Origin of the sequence: Prevotella sp. oral taxon 475, from assembly GCF_018127805.1 — a bacterium.
Lineage (GTDB): Bacteria > Bacteroidota > Bacteroidia > Bacteroidales > Bacteroidaceae > Prevotella.
This window is the reverse complement of record NZ_CP072334.1, coordinates 337,119-360,109: the sequence shown is the minus strand read 5'-3', so window position 1 is coordinate 360,109 and position 22,991 is coordinate 337,119. Positions and strand designations below refer to the sequence as shown.

At 53.0% G+C, this 22,991-nt stretch carries 18 protein-coding genes; 10 read left to right on the top strand and 8 right to left on the bottom strand.

Annotated features, from left to right (window positions below):
- Positions 1-51: 51 nt before the first annotated feature.
- The 6 genes from J5A66_RS01380 to J5A66_RS01355 form a co-directional block, all read right to left on the bottom strand.
- Positions 52-1,053: a malate dehydrogenase gene (locus tag J5A66_RS01380; protein ID WP_211790710.1), complete on the bottom strand. Its 1,002-nt coding sequence runs from the start codon at positions 1,051-1,053 to the stop codon at positions 52-54.
- A 165-nt stretch (positions 1,054-1,218) separates the two neighbouring features.
- A complete protein-coding gene (locus J5A66_RS01375; protein ID WP_211790709.1) occupies positions 1,219-1,932 on the bottom strand; it encodes a Bax inhibitor-1/YccA family protein in 714 nt (237 codons plus the stop codon).
- 148 nt (positions 1,933-2,080) lie between these two features.
- On the bottom strand, positions 2,081-2,581 hold the full coding sequence (locus tag J5A66_RS01370; RefSeq protein WP_211790708.1) for a gamma carbonic anhydrase family protein: 501 nt from the start codon (positions 2,579-2,581) through the stop codon (positions 2,081-2,083).
- A gap of 464 nt (positions 2,582-3,045) precedes the next feature.
- Positions 3,046-4,293 (bottom strand): 3-deoxy-D-manno-octulosonic acid transferase, encoded by a 1,248-nt coding sequence (locus J5A66_RS01365; protein ID WP_211790707.1) that lies wholly within the window; start codon positions 4,291-4,293, stop codon positions 3,046-3,048.
- 30 nt (positions 4,294-4,323) lie between these two features.
- Complete coding sequence (gene gltX, locus J5A66_RS01360) at positions 4,324-5,841, bottom strand: glutamate--tRNA ligase (RefSeq protein ID WP_211790706.1); 1,518 nt, start codon at positions 5,839-5,841, stop codon at positions 4,324-4,326.
- 336 nt (positions 5,842-6,177) lie between these two features.
- The gene (locus tag J5A66_RS01355; RefSeq protein ID WP_211790705.1) at positions 6,178-7,485 is read right to left on the bottom strand and encodes an inositol-3-phosphate synthase; all 1,308 of its coding nucleotides are present in this window, start codon (positions 7,483-7,485) and stop codon (positions 6,178-6,180) included.
- A 695-nt stretch (positions 7,486-8,180) separates the two neighbouring features.
- On the opposite strand from J5A66_RS01355, the gene J5A66_RS01350 reads away from it, so the two are divergent.
- The 9 genes from J5A66_RS01350 to J5A66_RS01310 all read left to right on the top strand — a co-directional run bounded on the left by J5A66_RS01350 (position 8,181) and on the right by J5A66_RS01310 (position 19,185).
- A complete protein-coding gene (locus J5A66_RS01350; protein WP_211790704.1) occupies positions 8,181-9,053 on the top strand; it encodes a hypothetical protein in 873 nt (290 codons plus the stop codon).
- Positions 9,054-9,202: 149 nt separating this feature from the next.
- Positions 9,203-10,132, top strand: a complete 930-nt coding sequence (locus tag J5A66_RS01345) for an HlyD family secretion protein (protein ID WP_211790703.1) — start codon at positions 9,203-9,205, stop codon at positions 10,130-10,132.
- A 107-nt stretch (positions 10,133-10,239) separates the two neighbouring features.
- Positions 10,240-10,752, top strand: a complete 513-nt coding sequence (locus tag J5A66_RS01340) for a ferritin (protein WP_211790702.1) — start codon at positions 10,240-10,242, stop codon at positions 10,750-10,752.
- A gap of 221 nt (positions 10,753-10,973) precedes the next feature.
- Positions 10,974-13,448 carry a bifunctional UDP-N-acetylmuramoyl-tripeptide:D-alanyl-D-alanine ligase/alanine racemase gene (locus tag J5A66_RS01335; protein WP_211790701.1) on the top strand — a complete coding sequence of 825 codons (2,475 nt, stop codon included), beginning with the start codon at positions 10,974-10,976 and terminating at the stop codon, positions 13,446-13,448.
- 382 nt (positions 13,449-13,830) lie between these two features.
- Complete coding sequence (locus J5A66_RS01330; RefSeq protein WP_211790700.1) at positions 13,831-14,043, top strand: hypothetical protein; 213 nt, start codon at positions 13,831-13,833, stop codon at positions 14,041-14,043.
- Between the two features lie 29 nt (positions 14,044-14,072).
- Positions 14,073-15,839, top strand: coding sequence for a fimbrillin family protein (locus J5A66_RS01325; protein WP_211790699.1), 1,767 nt, complete (start codon positions 14,073-14,075; stop codon positions 15,837-15,839).
- A gap of 335 nt (positions 15,840-16,174) precedes the next feature.
- On the top strand, positions 16,175-17,296 hold the full coding sequence (locus tag J5A66_RS01320; RefSeq protein ID WP_211790698.1) for a DUF6261 family protein: 1,122 nt from the start codon (positions 16,175-16,177) through the stop codon (positions 17,294-17,296).
- A 216-nt stretch (positions 17,297-17,512) separates the two neighbouring features.
- The gene (locus tag J5A66_RS01315; RefSeq protein WP_211790697.1) at positions 17,513-18,616 is read left to right on the top strand and encodes an MraY family glycosyltransferase; all 1,104 of its coding nucleotides are present in this window, start codon (positions 17,513-17,515) and stop codon (positions 18,614-18,616) included.
- Entirely contained in the window at positions 18,613-19,185 is a 573-nt protein-coding gene (locus tag J5A66_RS01310; RefSeq protein ID WP_211790696.1) for a sugar transferase, read from the top strand. The genes J5A66_RS01315 and J5A66_RS01310 overlap by 4 nt, the downstream gene beginning before the upstream one ends.
- 160 nt (positions 19,186-19,345) lie before the next feature.
- On the opposite strand, the gene J5A66_RS01305 is transcribed toward J5A66_RS01310, so the two are convergent.
- Together J5A66_RS01305 and J5A66_RS01300 are read right to left on the bottom strand one after the other, a co-directional pair.
- Positions 19,346-19,783 (bottom strand): lipocalin-like domain-containing protein, encoded by a 438-nt coding sequence (locus tag J5A66_RS01305; protein ID WP_211790695.1) that lies wholly within the window; start codon positions 19,781-19,783, stop codon positions 19,346-19,348.
- A 5-nt stretch (positions 19,784-19,788) separates the two neighbouring features.
- On the bottom strand, positions 19,789-21,357 hold the full coding sequence (locus J5A66_RS01300) for a capsule assembly Wzi family protein (RefSeq protein ID WP_211790694.1): 1,569 nt from the start codon (positions 21,355-21,357) through the stop codon (positions 19,789-19,791).
- A 320-nt stretch (positions 21,358-21,677) separates the two neighbouring features.
- Here J5A66_RS01300 and J5A66_RS01295 point away from each other — a divergent pair, with 320 nt between their 5' ends.
- Entirely contained in the window at positions 21,678-22,637 is a 960-nt protein-coding gene (locus tag J5A66_RS01295) for a hypothetical protein (protein ID WP_211791386.1), read from the top strand.
- Positions 22,638-22,991: the final 354 nt, after the last annotated feature.

The window sequence follows — 22,991 nt, the reverse complement described above, 5'->3', positions numbered from 1 at the left end:
AGAAAGGATTTCTTCTTGTGGCTCTTTGTTTGTTTGAAACCTACGGAAGGCTTATTTCAAATTGGGATTGATTTCGCCCCACTTCTCAACGGGAGGAAGTACACCCAAGGAGATCACCTCCTCACGCATCTTGACGAGATGTTCGTAGCTCTTCTTGAGGTCGGCCATTTCCTCTGCGGTGCCTATCACCTCTTCATAAGCCGAACCTTTCTCGGTGATGCTTACTTCCATGGCCATCATAATGTGGTCGATGCCGGCGAAAGAAACGTAACGTCCTGCGGGCCAAGCAAACTCTTCGCCGCCCATAGCAGCTTCAATCATCTTCACCGAGACGTAAGCCGGGCTTTGGAACGAACTGCGACCGCGCAACTTAATGATGTTCGAACCACCCTGAACGGTCTTGTGTTTGATTTCGGCCCACTGCTCCTGCGTGAGTTTCGGTGTACCAATGAGGTCGAGTAACGGTGTTCCCTGCACCCGAGCGGTGGAGGCAAACACGGCCATTGCTTCTCCATGACCACCGTAGGTGCGGCATCCCGTCACGTCGCTTTGTGCTACACCGAAGTGCTTAGCCAGTTCGCTTTGCAGACGAATAGAGTCGAGTGCGGCCAAAGTCGATACCTGCGAGGGCTTCAAACCCGACCAAATGAGTGTTACCAAGCCTGTAATGTCGGCCGGATTGAAGATAATCACTACGTGTTTCACGTCCGGACAGTAGGCTTTGATGTCTTTACCCAACTGTTCTGCTACGCCGGCGTTGCCTTTGAGCAGGTCTTCGCGTGTCATACCTTCCTTTCGAGGAGCACCGCCCGACGAGATGATGTACTTTGCATCCTTGAACGCTTCTTTCACATCGGTGGTGTAAGTGAAGTCGACACCCTCGAAACCGCAGTGGCGCATCTCCTCGGTGACGCCGGCCAATCCCGGTTCGTACACGTCGTAGAGGCAGATGTTGGGGGTTAAACCGAGCATGGCAGCCGTTTGTGCCATGTTTGAACCAATCATGCCGGCTGCACCGACAATGACGAGTTTCTCATCAGTTAAAAATTCCATAGCTATGTTTGTTATTTTGTTGTTAGAAAATCCGTGTCTCTTTGTTGCGCAGAGCGTTGTACTTACAATGATGCAAAGTTAATAAAAAAGCGAGGAATGCCGTTTCTCTTTCTCCTTTTTGTTCTTTTCTTTCCTATCCAACGGGTCCTCTTTTCATGATAGAGCTTATCTTTCTCGACCGAAGATGCGAAGGAGATAGAGGAAGAGGTTGATAAAATCGAGATAGAGTGTGAGCGAGCCAAGCAGAGCTATCTTCTGGGCTTCTTCGTTCATATCCTCGCACTGAGCCAACATCGTCTTGATTTTTTGCGAGTCCCACGCTGTGAGACCGACGAACACCAACACGCCAACATAGCTCAGAATGTAACCCATACCGTCGCTTTGGAGGAAGAGGTTCACCACTGAAGCGATGATGAGCCCTATCAGAGCCATGAACAGCATCTTGCCAATGCCCGAGAGATCGGCCTTGGTAAAATAGCCGAAAGTAGCCATCGCGCCGAACGTGGCGGCAGTGATGAAGAACACTTTCGTGATGATCAGCGGATGATAAAAGTAGAAGATCACCGAGAGCGTAGCTCCGTTGAGGGCCGAATAGAGGATGAAGAGCAACGTGGCTTGGGTGAGCGAGAGCCGACCTATCCAGCGACTGATGCCGAAAACCAGAGCCAGCTCGCTGAAAAGCAACACGAGCGGCACCGCACGGCTACTGAAAATCGTGCTCATCAGCACCGGAGAACTGGCCACGCCATAGGCTACGATGCCTGTGATGACCAACGCAAGTGTCATCCATACATATACTTTGCGCATCAGAGCCGGAAAGGCCAGAGAGAGTGCGCCCTCTTTTTCTCTAATCATTTTTTCCAAATCTTGTATTTCCATCTTATTGAATCGTTTAGAATGATCCGTGAGCGGACATTGCAAAGATACGCCTTAATTCTGAAAAACCGCAGCGAAGACTTGAAAGTAAGGATATTTTAAGGAGTGCATCGTCCCCCTTCGAAGATGTGGGGCGAGGATTCTCGCCGATTCATCTCGTTTCATACCATTGTTTGATCTCCTGGTAATGCAGAGCGAACTCTTCGGCCTGCCCCTCGACTACCTGCTTGACGAATCTTGCCGGAACGCCTGCCCAGAGTTCGCCGGCTCCCACTCGGGTGCCTTGCAACACAACGGCTCCAGCGGCGATGATGGCTCCCGGACCGACGTCAGCTCCGTCGAGCACCACGGCTCCCATACCGATGAGACTGCCGCGGCGCAGGGTACAGCCGTGGACGGTAGCGTTATGACCGATGGAAACATCGTCTTCGATGATCACCGGTGTGTTGTGCGACTCGTGGATGCAGGCTCCGTCCTGCACATTCACCCGGTTTCCGATACGAATCCCAGCCACATCGGCGCGCAACACGGCGCAGAACCACACCGAACAGTCGTTGCCCAGCGTGACATCGCCGGCCAACGTGGCGTTCTCGGCAAAATAACAATCGCTGCCCCATGAGGGTTTTCGTCCGTTTACTTCTTTTGTGAGCATGACTTTTCTATTTTGTTTCTTTTTATTTCGAAGTATTCTCCGGTCTCATTCCGAGGCTTCGCCCGGGGCGAAACGCAAAAACGGCACTGAAATGAACCGTCGCTCGGAAGCGAAGCCTTGTTTTTCTTATTTTTGGGCCATCGCTCCGGGGCGAAACGCCAAACGGATTCAATCATGAGTGGTCGCTCGGGGCGAAACGTTATTTTTCTCATTTTAGAGCCGTCGCTCCGGGGCGACGACATTTTTTCCGGCTTTCCGAGGCTTCCAAGTAGTTGGAAGCTTTGTTCTTCTCATTTTTGAGGCTTCCGAGTAGTTAGAACATCATTTTCTGTCGTTTTTGAGTTTTCCAAGTAGTTGGAAAGCTCATTTTTCGTCCATTCTGGGTTTCCAAGTAGTTGGAAACGTTATTTTCTCTCCCGTTTGAGGTTTCCAAGTAGTTGGAAGCCTCGCCGGTTCACCTTTTCTTAAGTCTTTATTCTCAATGATCCATTCTCTAAGGTCAATTCCTGGAGAATCTTTTCGGTGGCTCCGGCCAAAGAATGGACAAAGGTTGCGGCGTGTTTCCCGGCCTCGGCGAGCAGGTTCTCGTCGTTCTCCCACGTCTTCATCAATGTTTCAAAATCGGTTTTCGTCTTGATTTCGAATCCCCCTTGCGCCGCCATCAGTCCTTGTGCCTCTTGGAACCGACCGTTGTTGGGCCCAAAAATCACGGGCACGCCCCACACCGCGGCTTCGAGAACGTTGTGGATACCGGTGCCGAATCCGCCGCCGACATAGGCCACTCGACCATAGCGATAGATGGAAGAAAGCAGTCCGAAGCAATCGATCACGAGACAATCGGCCTGCGCAGCCTCCTCGGTCGTGGTCTGTGTATAACGCACCACACGACCTTTTACGCGCGAGGAGATTTCTTGCAGATGCCTCTCGTCTATCACATGGGGCGCGATGATGAGCTTCCAACGGGAGGAACGGTTGAAATAAGGGATCAACACCTCTTCGTCGGGACCCCAGCTACTGCCGGCCACGAAGGTAGGTCGGCCCTGACAAAAGGCTTCGATAAGGGGCAACTGCCGACTGGCTTCCTTGATTTGCAACACACGATCGAAGCGCGTGTCGCCCGTCACCGTGATATGATCGAAGCCGAATTTCTCACGAAGAAGTTGTCGACTCTGCTCGTTCTGTACAAAAAAATGGGTGAAACAGTTCAGCACGCGGGCGTAACTCCGACCATACCACTTAAAAAACACCTGCTCTGCGCGGAAAATACTACTCACGCTATAAGCAGGAATGCCGTGCCATTGAAGAATGTGCAGATAATTGTACCAGAACTCGTATTTAATGAAAAACGCGGCCTTGGGATGCACCAGCCGAAGAAACTTCCGGGCGTTGAGGGGCGTATCAAGAGGCAGATAGCAAATGATGTCGGCCCCGGGATAGTCTTTCCGCACTTCGTAACCCGAGGGCGAGAAGAAGGTGAGCAGGATTTTATAGTCGGGATATTGTTTCCGAAGACGCTCGATGAGTGGTCGGCCCTGTTCAAACTCGCCCAACGAGGCGGCATGAAACCAAAGATAGCTGGCCTCGGGGTCTACTTTCTCTCGAAGAATGCCGAACGCCTGCCGCTCTCCGCGCCACATTTTCCGCACCTTGGCACTAAAGAGCGATGCCACGGCCACGCCCCATAGATAGAGATAGATAACAAGATGGTACACGTTGTTTGGGCTTGTGTGGATTGAAACGGGTTATTTCAAAATTTCGATGGCTCTTCTCAAGCGGCGCAACGTTTCTTCTTTGCCCAGGAAAGCACTGATGTCGAACATGCCGGGACCTTTCCCCTCGCCCACCAAAGCCAGACGGAAGGCATTCATCACATCGCCCAGTCGATAACCTTTGCTCTCCACCCAGGCCAGCACCTCGTGCTCTTGATGCTCGAGAGAGAAGTCGGTCAGACGCTCCAACACATCCCCCAGTTCGGCCATCACCTGCGCCGAGTTCTCCTTCCAACGCTTCTTCACCGTCTTCTCGTCGTAAGAGAGCGGTGCAATGAAGAAGAACGAGCACAGCGGCCACAGTTCTTTTACGAAGTTCACACGATCTTTCATGAGGCCCACCACCTGGATGATGCGCTCCATGGGCTCGTCAATGCCATTGTTGGCCACCACCGGTGCAAACAGGTGGGCGATCTCTTCGTTGCTCTTGTGCAGAATGTATTCGTGGTTGAACCAGATGCCTTTCTGATAGTCGAACTTGGCTCCGGCCTTCGAACAGCGACTGATATCGAAGGCTTTCACCAACTCGTCGAGCGAGAAAAGCTCCTGCTCCGTTCCCGGATTCCAGCCCAACAGGGCCAGGAAGTTGACCACCGCCTCGGGAAAATAGCCGCTTTCGCGATAGCCCGACGACACTTCGCCCGTCTTGGGGTCGTGCCATTCCAAGGGGAAGACGGGGAATCCGAGTCGATCGCCATCGCGTTTCGAGAGTTTGCCCTTGCCTTCCGGCTTCAGCAAAAGCGGCAGATGAGCAAACTGCGGCATCGTATCGGCCCAGCCAAAGGCCTCGTAGAGCAACACATGCAGCGGCGCACTGGGCAGCCATTCTTCGCCGCGGATGACGTGGGAGATGCACATCAGATGGTCGTCCACAATGTTGGCAAGGTGATAGGTAGGCAGATGGTCGGCACTTTTGTAGAGCACCTTGTCGTCTAAGATGTCGCTCTTGATGACAACCTCTCCGCGAATCAGGTCGTTGACATGCACATCTTCTCCCGGCTCCACCTTGAAACGCACCACATATTGCGTACCGTCGGCCATCAAGCTCTCCACCTCTTCGCGCGTCATCGTGAGCGAATTGCGCATCTTGCCGCGTGTCTGTGCGTCGTATTGAAAGTTTTGTATCTCGCTGCGCTTGGCTTCCAGCTCCTCGGGCGTATCGAAAGCGATGTAAGCTTTCCCGTCGTTCAACAGTTGGTCTACATATTTTTTATAGATATGCTTGCGTTCGCTCTGTCGATACGGACCGTATTCTCCGCCGAAACTCACACCTTCGTCAAACTTGATGCCCAACCATCTGAAGGCTTCGATGATATATTCTTCCGCTCCGGGCACGAAGCGCTGAGAATCGGTATCTTCGATACGGAACACCAAATCGCCACCGTGCTGACGGGCAAAGAGATAGTTGTAGAGGGCGGTTCTTACGCCTCCGATATGCAAAGCCCCTGTAGGACTGGGTGCAAAGCGCACTCTTACTTTTCTTTCAGACATGTTTTATCAGTTCATCTTTATTGTTCGGCCCGCTCCTTCTCTCTGTCGTGGAGAAACGGGCAGGTAGTATTGCAGCAGGCTTTCGCCCTTTTGTTTCCGTGCAAAATTAATATTTTTATACTGAACACGCAAACAATTAACAAACATGCATACCCTGATATGAAATCAACGCCATAGAAACGACAGGATGAAAGAATCGTTTTGGCCTTTCAATATCCCCAAAACGATTCTTCCTTGATGCGTTGCAAAAGACGTTTTCTCGTATCTTCTGTTTTTCTATCCCCCTGTTTTCAGAGAGTATAAGGCTGGTTGTGGCAGAGCGTTCGCAGCGGAGATTCAGTCCATTTCCTCGTCGGGCTCGTAGCCGCCCATCTCTCTAATGGCATTCTTCAGCAGGGTATACTGCTGGAAGAGATGGTTGACGGGCTCCTCGTTTTGGGTGAAATCGTGCATCGGACTTTTGAGAAAGAAGCTCAAGAAGCGTTGAATGCCGAACCGACCGGCACGTGCAGCCAGGTCGGACAGGAGTGCCAGGTCGAGCACCAGCGGCGCAGCGAGGATCGAGTCGCGACAAAGGAAGTTGATTTTGATTTGCATGGGGTAGCCCATCCATCCGAAAATATCGATATTATCCCAGCCCTCTTTGTTGTCGTTGCGGGGCGGATAATAGTTGATGCGCACTTTATGATAGACCTCTCCGTACAGATCGGGTTGATGGTCGGCCTGTAGAATGGTTTCCAAGGTAGAGAGTTTGCTCACCTCTTTGGTGCGGAAGTTGGCCGGTTCGTCGAGCACTAACCCATCGCGATTGCCCAGAATATTGGTCGAGAACCATCCATTCAGTCCCAAACAGCGCGTTCCGATGATAGGAGCGAAGCCACTCTTCACCAGCGTCTGCCCCGTTTTAAAATCCTTTCCGGCAATCGGCATGCGCGTTTTCTCGGCCAATTGCCACATGGCAGGAATGTCTACCGTGGTGTTAGGAGCCCCCATCACAAACGGGGCTTCCTCCGACAGCGCGGCATAGGCATAGCACATCGAGGGCGCGATGTGTTCCCGATCATCAGCCTTCATGGCCTTTTCCAGTGCATCGAGCGTGCCATGCACCGGCTCTTCGTAAGGAACGAAAATCTCGGTAGAAGCTGCCCACACCACCACCACACGTTGGCAATCGTTCTCTTGTTTAAAGTTCCGGATGTCGCGGCGCAGCTCTTCCACCATCTCCCATCGTGTCAAGCCTTGCTTCACGTTATCTCCGTCAAGGCGTTTGGCAAAGTTTTTATCGAAGGCGGCCTTCATCGGCACGATGTTTTCCAGTTCGTCGCGCACGGGCTCGATATCTTTTTCTTGCAGCACCTCGGCATATATCGCTGCCTGATAAGCGTTTTGCGGATAGACATCCCATGTGCCGAAGACGATATCGTCGAGTTGGGCCAGCGGAACGATGTCTCCATAGCGCAGATATTTCTTGTCTGCGCCCCTACCCACTCGTATTTTGTCATACTGAGTCATCGAGCCCACGGGCTTAGCCAGTCCTTTTCGGGCCATCAAGACACCTGTTATAAAAGTGGTCGACACGGCACCACAGCCCACAACCATGATGCCCAGCTTACCGTTTGCCGGTTTTACCTCCGTTTTTGCCATTTCCTTGTTGTTTTGTAATGAAAATATAGGACAAAAATAGCAAAACCTATCCAAACTCAGAAGTTTCTTATCGATTTTCACCTCTTTTCCCTTTAAATCGTTGAAAACAAGATTGTTTTCTGCCAATGAAAAGAGGAAAAATACTAAAATGGGAGAATTCAGACACGATGTCTTCTTTGTAGCCTTCCTACAATTCTCCCGAACTCACCTATATGAATAAGGTTCAGAAAATCGTTTCGACATCATCGATTTCATTTGCATGAAGAGACGGAATTTCCATCTCTTAGCTTTCGCACTCCATTCTCTTAGTTTTTGCAGGGCGTTTTCTTAGCTTTCGCCATGCGTTTTCTTAGCTTTTGAAACATGCTTCGTAACCTACTCACAATCAAATATTTACCGCAGCTCAAAGCAAGCCTTTCTTATTTTTGTGCTAACAACTACATGGTGGTTAACCGGTTGGTAGGGAAAGGCTGGCAACAAACCAATCCCGATAGGGTTGTTTACAACTTTCGGCTCATCTCCTCTTCGTTTTCACGTGCGAAATAGCTCCATCCTGATAGAAGGATGGATGATTCTGAACGGGCGTAAACATGAAAAAATTAAGTTATTAAATGTTTGACGCCAGGGTTTTTCTTTGCCGTCTTCTTGAAAGTCTTTAACTTTGCGAAGTCGAACACTAAAAATCAGACCGATTTATGAACAAAAAAATATGGATTCCCGGCATCATCCTGCTGCTCGTTTTGGCGGGTGGGGTGGCCTATCTCACCGTGAGTCTGAACAAGCAAAAAGAGGAAAACGCCGCCATGAAAGAGTTGGCAGAGCTGGACAAAAAAGAAATGGAAAACGAATACCAGCAGTTTGCCAATCAATACAGCGAGATGAAGACGCAAATCAACAACGACTCTATCGTGGCACAAATCACAGCCGAGCAGGAGAAAACACAACGACTGTTGGACGAACTACGACGGGTAAAGAGCACGGATGCCCGCGAAATCACTCGCTTGAAGCGCGAACTGGCTACGGTCAGGGCGGTATTGCGAAGCTATGTTTTGGAGATCGACTCGCTCAATCGCCTCAATGCTTCTCTCACACAAGAAAACACGCGTGTGAAAGGGCAATACGAGGAGGCCACACGGCAGATAGAGGGACTCAGCACCGAGAAGAAATCGCTCTCGGAGAAGGTGGCCATCGCAGCGCAGTTGGACGCTACGGGCATCACGATGACGGCCAAAAACAAACGCGGCAAAAACACCGACCGCATCGATAAGGCCACTGCCATACAGGTGAGCTTCAGCATCACCCGCAACGTGACGGCAGCCAGCGGCATGAAAGAGGTCTTCGTGCGCATCCAAACACCTACGGGCGGACTGCTCAACGGTGGCGGCTCGTTTGCCTATGAGAACCGTAATCTGCAATATTCGATGAAGAAAAGCGTGGAGTACAACGGCGAGGAAACGCCCGTAACTCTGTTTTGGAACGTGTCGCAGGCCTTGGTGGGCGGAACCTATCAGGTGAGTATCTTCGTGGATGGCAACATGATTGGTTCAAGAAGTTTCACGTTTAAATAATCAGTTGGTATATATAAATAAGGTATCTTCGCCTGTCCTCCTCTGCAAAGACGAAGGAGACAGAGCTTTTTCGTAACGAAAAGGGCTCTCTTTCCGAGGGACGCGAACCCATGGAAACTGGGAGAACGGCAGACGAACAGACCACAAGAATGAAGACGAAAGGCAGACATTCGGCAAGGAAAGCGGTGGCGGCAATGGCCGTTGCAGCGGCTTTGGCGGGAGGCTGCGTTGCCGTCTGCTTCGCGTTTTGGCCCCGAGAGCGGACGGTGCAGGGTCAAATCGAGGTGCTGCAATACGCCGTTCGAACGCAGCAGAGCGGAGGAGTGATCGAGGTTCGGGTGAAAGAGGGCGACTATGTAGAAGTGGGCGACACGCTGTTGCTCTTCAAAACCGACGATACGCCCATGCCCGAGGACGAGACATTGGAGCTTTTGGCTGCCACGCTGCATCCGCATCGCACGGGAAACCGGGCCCTCGACCGGGCCTACGGACGCTGGCAACAGGCAAAAGCGGCCGAGGAGCAGGCACAGAAGGCTTATCGGGAGGTGCAACGACAGTTTCTCCGGGGGCGGGTTCCGGCTCAATTGCGCGACAGGGCCTTTGCCGACTACAAGACTTTTCAGGCGCAAGCCATCGCCACCAAGCTCGTTTACGACGAGATGCGGTGTCATCAGCATTCCGGAAGGAGTGGTCTGAAGGGGCCACAGATCGTGGCCGTCATCACAAAAGTGGAGGGCGAGGTGAGTGAGATCATGGCCAAGAAGGGCGAACAGCTCGCGCCCTGCGCTCCATTGATGACCATTGCCCTGCTCGACAACCTTTGGGGCACATTCAGGCTCAATGAGAAGCAACGCTCTTATTTTGCAGAGGGCGACACCTTACAGGTGTATTGCCGGGCGTTCGGTTTGCGCATCCCCATGCGGGTGTCGGCCATTAGGCCCTATTTCGGTGCGGCGGCAGCGACAAACGCCGGCAGGGGCCGACAGAAAGAGCCGCGGCACTGGAAGATGCAGCTCAGACCTGTGGCGAAGTTCGAGGGACTTCGAGCCGGTATGCAGCTGGAGGTGCCGATGGAATAAGGTAGGCATCAGGAAGAAAAAACAACCGGTGGAAAGACCGAAGAGGGCATCCTGCCCGACGAAGACGTGCTCACAGAGAACATATTTACACACAAAAACAAAACATTATGTTGAAAAAGAAAATCGAAGAGGCTCTCAATGCCCAGATCAATGCCGAGATGTGGTCGGCTTATTTGTATTTATCGATGGCGGCTTACTGCCATGCACAGGGTCAACCCGGTATGGGAAAATGGTTCGAAGTGCAATTCAAGGAGGAACAAGACCACGCCAAGATACTCTTCAACTACGTGATTTCACGCAACGGGAAGGTAGATCTGCGCCCGATAGAGGCCGTTCCCACGGAGTGGAAATCGGTGGTCGAGGTGTTTGAAAATTCCCTACGCCACGAGCAGAGCATCACCGAAAGCATTAACAAACTATTCGCCTTGACCTCCGCCGAGAACGATTATGCCACGCAGAGCATGCTCAAGTGGTTTATCGACGAGCAGGTGGAAGAAGAGGAAAACGTAAAAACCATCATCGACAATCTCAAGATGATTAAAGACAACGGCTACGGCATCTACATGCTCGACAAAGAGCTGGGAGCGCGCAGTTACAGTCCCGCCGGTCCGTTGGTCTAACGGTCGCGGCGCAGAACAGACAAGAGAGTTGCAGGAACCCCGAGGGATTCTGCAACTCTTTTGTAAAGCCCAATGAGCCATGCCAAGCTCGCTTGAGCATTTCCAGGACGAAAAACGCACTTGTCGAGAAACAAGAAAAGAACTCTTTTTTGAGGGAGACATTTATTTTGCAGTTCTCACAAGTTGCACTACCTTTGCAGGAAAGAACAATCAAGACAAAGATGACGTATTCTATTGAAAGAGTGGCCACGTTGATGGGGGCTCATCGATTTGGCGGTTGCGAAACCGAGGTGAGGTTTATTCTCACAGACAGTCGTTCGTTGTGTTTCCCGGAAGAGACGCTTTTTTTCGCATTGCGGTCGGCCCGGAACGATGGTCACCGCTACATCCCCGAGCTTTATGCCCGCGGCGTGCGCAACTTCGTGGTGGAACGTGTGCCCGAGGAGACTGCGGAACGCTACCCGGAGGCCAACTTTCTCCAGGTGCTCTCCACGCGGAAAGCTCTGCAACGATTGGCCGAACGTCATCGAGACGAATTCACCATCCCCGTGGTGGGCATCACCGGGAGCAACGGTAAGACGATGGTCAAGGAGTGGCTCTATCAGCTTCTCTCGCCGGGGATGGTGGTGACCCGCAGTCCGCGCAGTTACAATTCGCAGATCGGCGTACCGCTCTCGGTGTGGCTGCTCAATCGTCACTCGGAGATCGGCGTGTTCGAGGCGGGCATCAGTCAGAAAGGCGAGATGCGAACCCTGCGCGACATCATTCAACCCACCATCGCCGTGCTCACCAATCTGGGGACGGCCCATCAGGAAAATTTCGCTTCGCAGGAAGAGAAATGCCGCGAAAAGCTGCGGCTCTTCAAGGATGCCGACGTGATGGTGTACAACGCCGACGATGAAACGGTGACCGCCGTGATGGGCGAACAACACTTCAAGGGCGAGACGCTGGCCTGGTCGAGGAAAGACCCAAGCGCGGCTTTCTTCATCGAGCAGACCGAGAAAGGCGAAACTCGCACGCGCGTCTCCTATATATATAAAGGTGAAGCCGGAAGCTACGAGTTGCCTTTCATCGACGAAGCGTCAACGGTCAATTCCTTTGTCTGCGCCGCTATCTGCCTGCATCTGGGACTGGAGGCCGACGTCCTGGCCCAGCGAATGGCCCGACTCGAGCCCGTAGCCATGCGACTCGAGGTGAAAGAAGGACAGAAGGGATGCACACTCATCAACGATTCGTACAACTCGGACATCAATTCGCTCGACATTGCGCTCGACTTCATGAATCGCCGCCCCGACCATCAAGGTCGCCTCCGCACACTCATCCTCAGCGACATCCAGCAGAGCGGCATCCCCGCTGCCCGGCTCTACACCGAGGTTTCGGCTTTGGCGCAGAAGCGCGGCGTAGAGAAAATCATCGGTATCGGCACGGCCATCACCGCCGCCCGCAAGCATATCGACGTGAAAGAGGCTCATTTCTTCCGCAGTGTCGACGACTTCATCCGCAGCGAGGCCTTCCACGATCTGCACGACGAGGTGATTCTGCTGAAGGGTGCGCGCAGTTTCGGTTTCGACCGACTGGCTGAACTGCTTGTTCGCAAGGTGCATGAAACCACGCTCGAGGTGAATCTCACGGCTCTTGTCGACAATCTCAACCACTATCGTTCTCTGATGAAACCCCGCACGAAGCTCGTCTGCATGATCAAGGCCGACGGATATGGTGCCGGAGCCGTTGAGATTGCCAAGACTTTGCAAGACCACCGCGTAGATTATCTCGCCGTGGCCGTGGCCGACGAAGGGGCCACCCTGCGCCGAAACGGCATCACCAGCAACATTATCGTGATGAACCCCGAGATGACGGCCTTCAAAACGCTCTTCGACCACGACCTCGAGCCCGAAGTTTACAGCTTCCGCCTCCTCGAAGCCCTCATCCGCGCTGCCGAACGCGAAGGTATCACCGGCTTTCCCGTGCACATTAAGCTCGACACCGGCATGCATCGGCTGGGCTTTCATCCCGAAGACGACATCGACCGGCTCATTGCTCGGCTCCACAATCAGAACGCGCTCATCCCGCGGTCGGTCTTCTCACACTTCGTCGGAGCCGACGACGATGCTTTCGATGCCTTTTCCGATCTCCAGTTCAGCCGATTCGACCGCGCCAGTCGGCTCATCCAGTCGGCCTTCGAGCACCGCATTCTCCGCCACATCGACAATTCCGCCGGCATCGAGCACTTTCCCCAACGCCAGCTCGACATGTGCCGTCTGGGCTTAGGCCTCTATGGCATCGACCCTCGCACGGGAAAAACCCTTCACAACGTCTGCACTCTGCGCACCACCATTCTCCAGTTGCGTCGCGTCAAGGCCGGCGAGACCGTGGGTTACAGTCGCCGCGAACGCCTCGAGCGCGACAGTCTCATCGCCGCCATCCCCATTGGTTATGCCGACGGACTGAACCGCCATCTGGGCAATCGCCGCTGCCACTGCTTGGTGAACGGGCTTCCTGCTCCCTACGTGGGCAACATCTGCATGGATGTAGCGATGATCGACGTCACCGACATTGCCTGCCGCGAGGGCGACCGCGTAGAAATTTTCGGCGACGCGCTGCCCGTGACCACCCTCTCTGCCGCCCTTGACACCATCCCCTACGAAGTGCTCACAGGCATCAGCAATCGGGTCAACCGTGTTTACTTCCAAGACTAAACTTCCCGCCATGGTCTTGCAGGTTTCAAATAAAACCCTTACCTTTGCCCCCGTGAAACAAAATGTGTTGACATATCGGCAGAACGAAGGGCAGAAAAGGGCGAACTTTTCTGCATCTTTTAACGCCTTTTCTTTGGTAGTCTCCCAGAAAATGACTACCTTAAACACACACACACACACACACACACACACACACACACAATGTTCGCACCTATTGTAGTGTAAGACTTTTTCACTTTCTCTTACGCGCGCGCGAAGCGGGCGCAACCCCCATTAGCAAAGGGCTCTTCGGAGTGGCCTTTGCTTCTTTTTTCGTGCCCATGAGCCAAGGGACGGAAAGAGCAACAACGCCGATTTTTCACCTTTTAAATATTAGAGATTTATGAACAGACAAGAACAACAACGGACAGTCGCCGAATGGACGACGCTGCCCTACATCCCGCCGCAGTGCAACGTGATTCCGTATGAGAGCGAGGGCTTTATTTGTGCCACCATCCGTCATCGCGCCGAGAATTCCACCGAAGAAGAATGGGAAGAGGATGAAGAGATTGAGGGAGAATATTCATATTATCATTCTCGTTTCGACTGGCAATAACCATCTAAGAACAGTAAACAACCCAACGTATGAAAAGAAAATTCAACCTGCTGCCTTGCGCAGCTTTCGCTTTAGCACTGATGTTTTCGGCTTGCAGCCACGACGACGAGCCAACGCCGAACAATGCCCCTTTGATCAGCTTAGGCGGCGACGCCACCTTTACGCTGACCGAAGAGAAGTTTGAAACCTCGAAGCCTGCCTCTATGCCGGCCTCGCGGGCCATGGCCGCTCAGGCGCAACCGCAAGAAGTAGACCTGGGCGACGGCCTCCACGCCACGATGAGCATCGAAGAAGACAGCCAACCCGAGACACGCGCCAACCCCATCAGCCAAGGCCGCTATTCTATCTATGCGCTCGACGGCAGCGGCAACCGCATCACCGGCACCCACAAAACGCTCACGGGCGAGGTGAACGCCAGCGGCAAGTTTGTGCCAGACGCCGGCTCGAGGCTCGATCTACCCGCCGGCACCTACACCTTTGTGTGCATCAGCGAGGGCGTGACCGACAATGGCACCTCCCTCTCCATTACCAACAGCACGAAAAACCCCATGCTGGGCAAGGTGACGAAGACCATCAGCAGCACTGACCGGCATGTGTCTTTCGAGATGAAACACTTGGCTGCCCGTGTGCGCTGCAAGTTGGTGGTTTACACTGAGGCGGTGAACAATGTTAGCATAGTTCTCAAAACATTGAATGACCCAGCCCTCAACCTCACGCCCCTCACCACCACCTACGACGTAAAGGGCGACAAAACAGGTTTTACTCCGGGGAACACTCAGACCGATCCCATCACCCACACCGGAGCTCTCACCGAGAAGGATGCTACCTATGTGCTGGCCCATCATTTCTATACCTCGTATTATTATATTCAGCCCGGCACCACCAACAATCAAGTAAGTGTTAGTTTCACTGGTGGCGAGCTCTACGACGGAATGGATATGACCAGCAAAAGAGGTACTGTATTTAAGACGACACCTATCACCTTTGCGGCCAACAAGTCGTACACCCTTGTGATGAAGCTACGCCCGCTGCTCTATCTTTTCAACGACGGCACTAATGGGGTACTTTCTGAAAAAGGCTCGCGCACGCCCATCGGCATTGTGACCAAAGAGAAAACGAAAAACCATGAGGGCACCGCCGCCGGACTCAAGGTCAGTCCCATGGCCCTGAAATGGGAAATGGGCGGTAGCGGACAGCAGCGCAACACCACCGTGCACAACACCTGGTGGGATATGCCTACAAAAACCGGAACGGGTGCAGAGCTGAACGGCTACGACCTGACGTGGACAGGCTCCGGCACCACCGACGGCAAGAAACGTGCTGAAGAGCAAACGCAATATCCTGCCTTCTATTGGGCTGGTAATTACCAGCCCGGCGTTGCCACCTCAAACATTGGCAAATGGTATATCCCGGCATTGGGAGAAATACGATCTGAAAGAGACCTTGGGAATCAATTCGATCATTTCCTGGCACAATTTTCTCCAGGTAACGGCGCAAACTGGGGTGTTTGGAACGATGGCGGTGTATCGTATAATGCTAGTTTCGCAATTGAGAGCGAAGATCGGGCTAAAGCATTATTCAAGGCCTTTACCGATGCAGGTAGTGCGCTGCCCGATGATGTCTGTCTTTGGACCACTTCCACCTGTGATGGCAGTTATAATTTCCGCCCCATCTACATCAAATTTTCCGTTTCGGCATACGCCCCTCATCCTATGGGCGGATGGAACGTGGCCCGAGCCGGGATATTAGATAAAGATGCGCCCGATGTATATGTGTGGCCCTACGTGCACTTCTAAGGGCTACTGAGCGGCTCAGTAACATCGCGGAGACGAAAATGCCGAAATTGAGCGGCTCAGTAACGCCACGGAGACCAAAACGATGAAATTGAGCGACTCAGTAACGCCGCGGAGACAAAAATGGCGAAATTGAGCGACTCAATAACGCCGCGGAGACAAAAATGATGAAATTGAGCGACTCGGTAACGTCGCGGAGACAAAAACGACGCTATTGAGCCGCTCAATAACATCCCTTAAAATAGAAAATACACTTTTGACAAACTTGTTTACGACATGGCGGCCTTGAGCTGCTTTGAAAGTTAAACCATTTTTTAACCCTTTAAAAAAACAAGAACATGGAAAAGAACAAATTACCCAGGTTCGTGAAAATTGAAGGCGGCAATTGCGCCCGATTTTCCAATGTGATGCACATGCAGTACCACCGTCGGCTCTACGACCAGGTGGTGGCGGTAGACAAAGAGAAGCTCAAGCTGACGGACGCCGTGCTGGCAGAATGGCGCGAGGCCATCGACCAGGAGGTGGAACTCAACAAAGAGGCCACGCAATCGGTGCACACCGCTCGGCTGGTGAAACTCGATGCCGAGCGCGACCGGCTGCTTACCCACTTCTTCGGCGTGATTCGTATCCAAAAGCTCTCGCCCGTGGCGGCTATACAAGAGGCTGCCGAGCGCGTGGAAGTGATTTTCAAGCCCTACGCCGGCATCCAGAACGAGGCGCTCGAGGCCGAAAGTGGTCACATCGCCGGGATGTTTGAAGATGCCAAGAAATGCACCGCCGACCTCACCACACTGGGGCTCACGGCCGTGCTCTCGCAGCTGCGCACGGTGAACGGCGAGTTTGAACAGCTGGGAGCCACTCGCCGGCATGAGGCCGTTGAGGCCAAGCGGCCCAGCGCCACGGCCATTCGCCCCAAAACGGACGAGGCGCTCGAGTTCGTCGTTCAGCACATTCAGGGTAGCTACCTCTTCTCTACCGTCGAGGCCGATCGGCTGCTGATCTACTCGCTGGCCGCGGAGATGAATAAAATTACGGCCGACTTTAAAGCCAGTCATAAATCCAGCGATGCCCAAAAGAAAAAGCATCCCGGCGACGGCGGCGGAAAGAAGCCTGGTGGCAATCCCGGCGGTGGTAAGAAGCCCGATGATGGCGGAAAAAATCCCGGCGGCAATCCTGGTGGTAATCCCGGCAGCGGCAAGACGCCCGAACCCGGAAAGGATCCCGGAAAGGATCCCGAGAAGGAAAAGGAACTGGACGAAATAGAAAAGATGCTCACTCCGCTCATTCCCGCCTTTGAGAAAGAGATTGGCGATCGTCCCGGCTCTCTATCCTTCGCCCGCGAAGTGGTGGGCACGGGCAAAGATCGCCGCTTCAAATTCTACAACACTCGCACAAAGGTGTGGACCTGGGCCACGCTCCGCGCCGACGGGACGCTCGCGCCGTGGGCGGCGGAGCCGTAAGTGGCGGCTTCGTAGGAGGAGTTAAGGAGTTAAGGAGTGAAAAGGAGTTAAGACATTTGCTTGTTAGTTGACAAGTTGACGAGTTAACAAGTTGACAAGTAGATTTGCTTTTTCAGTGAACAAGTTAACTTCCGTAAGGCCTTAGATACAATATTCTTTCCCATTCCGCGTTTAGAGGATAACAGGAATTTTCTACAACAATTCTGATAACGCGAAATGAAGAATGACCTACTACCCACGCTCATTGCCTTCGGAGTGAGCCTCGGCTTCGGATGGATATTCATCCCTGCCATCCTCAACTTCTGCAAAGAGCGACATCTCTACGATATTCCCAATCAACGAAAGGTGCACCGTGTGCTCGTGCCTCGGCTCGGAGGCATTGCCTTTGTGCCTGCCATGGCCCTGGCCATGGTGGTGAGCGTGGCCGTGATGAGCATCGGTCTGCATGAGGGAAAAGTGGAGATGAGCCTGTGGAGCGTGGCCTTTCTGGCCTCGCTGCTGCTGATGTATGCCGTGGGTGTGGTGGACGATTTTATCGGACTCGACGCTCCGGTGAAATTCTTGGTGCAAACGGCCACGGCCTGTACGCTGCCTCTGTGCGGACTCTATATCAACCATCTCTATGGCTTTCTCGGCATCTATGAACTGCCTTATTGGGTGGGAATGCCGCTGACGGTGTTTGTCATCGTTTTTATCGACAATGCACTCAACCTCATCGATGGCATCGACGGACTGGCGGCCAGCCTCTCGATCATCGCCCTCGCCGGCTTTTTCTGCATCTTTACGGTCGAAGGACTCACGGTGTATGGCATCCTCATCGCTTCGCTCGTGGGCGTGCTCATCGCCTATCTCTACTTCAATATTTGGGGCAAAGCCGAGAAAAACCGAAAGATTTTCATGGGCGACGCGGGCAGCCTGACGCTGGGTTTCATTCTGGGTTTCCTCTTTGTGAAGGCCACGATGGATAATCGGCCGCTCATGACGGGGTCGGCCGCAAGATGGGTGCTGGCCTATAGCTTGTTGGTGGTTCCGGTATTCGACGTGGCCCGAATCATTCTTCATCGCCTGCGATTCGGACAACCGCTCTTCCAGGCCGACAAAAACCACATCCATCACAAGCTGATGCGAGCGGGATGCAGTCAGCATCAGGCTCTGATCGTGATCTTAGGGCTTCAGCTGGGCGTGGTGTTTCTCAATCTCTCGCTCTTCCCGCACATCGACATTACGTGGGTGGTGCTGATCGATGTCGTGCTCTTCACGGCCTTGCAAACGGCTCTCACCCGCCGATTGACCAACCGAAAAACCGCAGAAGCCGAATGAAAAGACTCACCGACTTGCTCGTTTCGGCCCTCTGCCTCGTGGTTTTCTCGCCGCTCATCCTGCTCGTGGCCATCGCCATCCGTCTGGACGACGGTCTGCCGGTGATTTTCCGCCAGGAACGAATCGGGCGATACGGTCGGCCGTTTTTCATTTATAAATTCCGAACGATGTGCATCGACGCCGAAGAAAACGGACCGATGATGCTCGAAGTAGACGGAGATAGCCGCCTGACACGCGTGGGACGCTTCCTCAGAGAGCATCATCTCGACGAACTGCCTCAGCTTTGGAACGTTCTCAAGGGGGATATGGCGTTCATCGGTCCCCGACCCGAGCGACTGTTCTACATCCGGCAGATTATGCAACGAGACCCGCGCTACGTGCGTCTCTACCGCATTCGACCGGGCGTCACCTCCTATGCCACGCTCTACAACGGCTATACCGACACGATGGAGAAGATGTTGCGCCGACTCGAGCTCGATCTTTACTATCTGGAACACCGCTCTTGGTGGCTCGACGCGAAGATTCTGCTCAACACCTTTCTGCGTATCGCCATCGGAAAGAAGTTCTAAGCGCGCATCCGTTTCCGGTTCTATTCGGCATTCTGATACCGGAATCGGGCAAAGAAAATGAGGAAGTCTTGAGCAGACTTCCTCATTTTCGGTTTTCCAACTTCGTGAACGACATGGGTAACCGTCGGATCTTGATGACCGCCGCTCCGGGCGTTTCTCCTTAAAACCTCGTGAAATACAATCGGTATTTCTTGTTTGCCAGCACCATTTTTTCGCCCCCCAGTCGTTCCACTTTGAAGCGTTCGTCGAGACTGTTCAAGCCAAACGGAGCCAAACGAGCGAGCTGAGTAATGGGTTCGTCGCCCGATTCGCGGTTGTACAAATAAGGATCAGAGAGCAACAGACTGTCTTTCTCCTTCCGGAATCGCAGCAGACAGGCCTGCACGCGTCCGTTCAGGTCGGAGGTTTGCAGCAGTCGGCTTTGGAAAGCCCAGAACATGCGCTGCCCCTCCATCCGGTTCACGCCGCCCCCAAGGGTATCGATGCGTTCCAAACGCCAATAGCCGTCGAGCTTTCCATTGCCCGAGGTCTCCAGTTGGCAAGCTCCCAACATCAAAACGGCCGCCAACAAACACAGGAAAAAATATCTTTTCTTCATTGTCTTCAAATCTTCAACACACCTTTTTTACTAATCGTCAGCTGAAAGCCATACGAACGACCCAGAATCGCTCCAAAGTCCATGCCGCATCCGCCCCGCAGGCCCCATCCGTGTTTGAAGCCATAGTCGGCCTCAAGCAGCAAACTCACGTTGTGATGCTTCTTGTCATAAGGATCGGAATAGGAGCCCCAGCCCGTTTGATAAGTCGCCAACAAACGGTATTTCAAAGCCTCTGTAGGCTGTCCGCTCACGCCGAGATGCCAAGCCTCGAAACGATTGTTCTTCACCTCCATCACTCCGTCGGCATTATAGATGGGCGAACGGTAGAGCGGATTGCCCATTACCTGCCCCCAATGCTGCCAACCCGAGTAGATGTAGTGATTATAATAGTTGTCGAGTCCGCCGATATGGTCGCCAATGGTTTGGGTATGGTCATGATAGATGGGGCCGCTTTGATATTTGGTATACAGATATTCCAGGACGATGGCCGTCAAGTAGCGTCCGTATTTCAAGTTCAGTTCGGCTCCGAGCATCCAGTCTTTGAAGTCGTAGAGCAGGTATCGGCGTTTCTTCTTGGTCATCCACTCGCCTCCCGTTCCGTATCCGTCGTAGTCGAGTTGAAACATCGCCGAATGGTCTTCAAAAAATTTGTCGGCATAGATCGAGAACCGCCATCTGTCGGCATCGTAGTTGGCCCGTGCCAGCCAAGAGCCCAACTGGTTGCCTTCGGCGTTTTGATAGGTCGTCTCTCCAATATCGGCACCGCCGGGAATCAAAGCCTTCAGGTAAGACTTCCATCCCGTGCGCCCATGAATCACCTTCGTCGTGCCGTCGCTTTGCGGCTGATAAGAGCGCCCGCCGAAAGTGGCCGCCATCTCCAAGCCCAATTCCAGCGAAAGCGGTGCGAAACGCTCTTCGTTTCCGATCTTCAAATATCCGGCCTTGCTGTGAAAAAGCACATCGTCGGTATAGCGACTCTTCCTTCCGGTGAACCGCATCTGAAAGTCGTCGTCCGTCATTCGTCCATAGGCAATGTGCCCTTTCAGCTGCAACCATCCCCCACCGAAAGGCAGAACCCAATAGTCGGGCAGAGCCAAACGCATCTGTGGAATGGGCCTGGCATTGATGCCCAACAACTGAGAACCGCTGCTCAACGCCTGATTTTTCAGTTCCATGGGTTGTTGTTTGCTACCAACGGTCAGCACACCATGCAGCCAGCGCACCTCGGCAAAGGCCTGCTGAACCACCATTCTGCTGCTGAACCCCTGCGCCACGGCCACATCTACGCCATATCCCAAGCCCCATCTGCGAGCCGAATCAGTCGTAAGAGGTCGGATGAGAGAAGCCCGCAGATATCCATTGCCCTTGTCGAGCGAGCTCAATCCATAGCGATTGGCGTTGAGCCACAGCGGCGTTTGCCGGTTAGAGGCCGTAGCCTGCAACTCGAGGCGATAGTTCAAGTCTTTTCCTGGTTGAAGTTTGCTCTTGCCGTCGGTCTCCCGCCATGCTTGCGCCTGTGCCGACACCGATGGCAGGAGCAGACCAAGAGCGATAAGAAGTATCACTTGTTTCATGACCTAACAACGTTTTTTTTTGCATATTATTTTATTTATCTCCACATTTTCTTCCTTTCTCCGCGCCTCCGCCTCGCCCTCGTCGCTGCATGATAGGGGTTTTCCTTGTCGGTTTAGGGAAAAACCTTTCTCTCCGTTGGTACTTTCGTCTAACTTTGCCATCACTACAAAAGGCATCCGCAAAGCCTCCAGCCGCTCTGCAGTTGGCCCCGTGTCGAGGTCCGGTAACCCTCAGAATGAGACTCGATAGATGAAAGAAAAGACAGCCGGTCTCCAAAAAAATAGAAGAAGAGTTATACTTAAATTAAAACAGCACGATGATGAAAAAGTTGATGATGACCTTAGTGGCGTTCTTCGCTTTCACACTTACTGTCAGTGCGATGAGCTACGAACAAGCACGCCAACAAGCCCTTTTCCTTACCGACAAGATGGCTTACGAACTCAATTTGACCGACGATCAGTATGAGGCTGCTTACGAAATCAATCTCGACTACCTCATGAGCATCGACCGATACGACGACCTTTACGGCGTATATTGGCGCAGACGGAACGCCGACTTGAGCTATATCCTCTACGATTGGCAATATCGTGCCTACTGTGCAGCCAATTATTTCTACCGTCCGCTCTATTATGAAACGGGCTATTGGCGGTTCAGAATCTACGCCCGCTACCCTTACCGCGACTATTTCTACTTCGGACGCCCCGTGTTTTACGACACCTACAGCGGCGCACACAGTTGGAACATGAACGACAACCGCAGTTGGTACAGCGGAAGACAGTTTGGCGGCGGGCGCAGCTTTGGCATGCGCGATGGTTTTCAGCGAGGCGACTACGGACGAGGCGTGCGCTTTGGCGGCGCGCGAACCGACTATCGCGACACAGACTATCGGTCGTCGCAACGCTCGGGTTCGCATTTCGGTTCCGATTCGCGGGCCTATTCGGCTCCCAACACGCCCTATCGAACAGACGACTCACGCTTCGGCGGTCGGCGTTTCGGGGCGTCTTCCTCTGGAGGCGAGGGTTGGAACGGCGACTACGAACGACAGAGCAGCACCCGAAGCACGGCCCGCAACTATATCGAACCTTATAACAACGGCGGCACCAATCGCTTTGGCGGGGCACGTTCGTCTGGCAGTTCGTCGGCCGAGAGCAAGGTAGAGCTTCCCAACAACACCTTCAGTCCCAACCGCTCCGTCGGTACGCAGCCCTCCACCTCGGGCCGTTCGTTCGGCGGAAGCCAAGGCAGCGGCGGTTCGTTCCGCTTTGGCGGTCGCAGATAAAAGGACAGACAGAAAAAGAAAAATATCAATAACCGATCAATTGTTTTAGGTATTGTAGTATGTATAAATGAATAATAAAAAGATGACACAAAGATGATTCAGGTAACAACGAGAAAAAGAGTGTTAGGATAACACCGAGAGGGATGCTTCGTGATGAAGCATCCCTCTCAGCTTTTCTCCCCCTTTGTCTCTCGTTCCATCCCTGGCCTACCGGCCATCTCTCCTTCCTCATTTTGCAAAAGCTAAGAAAACGCACGACGAAAGCTAAGAGATGGGCGTGCGAAAGCTAAGAAAATGGCATGCAAAAGCTTAGCTTTTGCAAAACGAGATGTAAAGCCTTGGATTGCAAGGCTT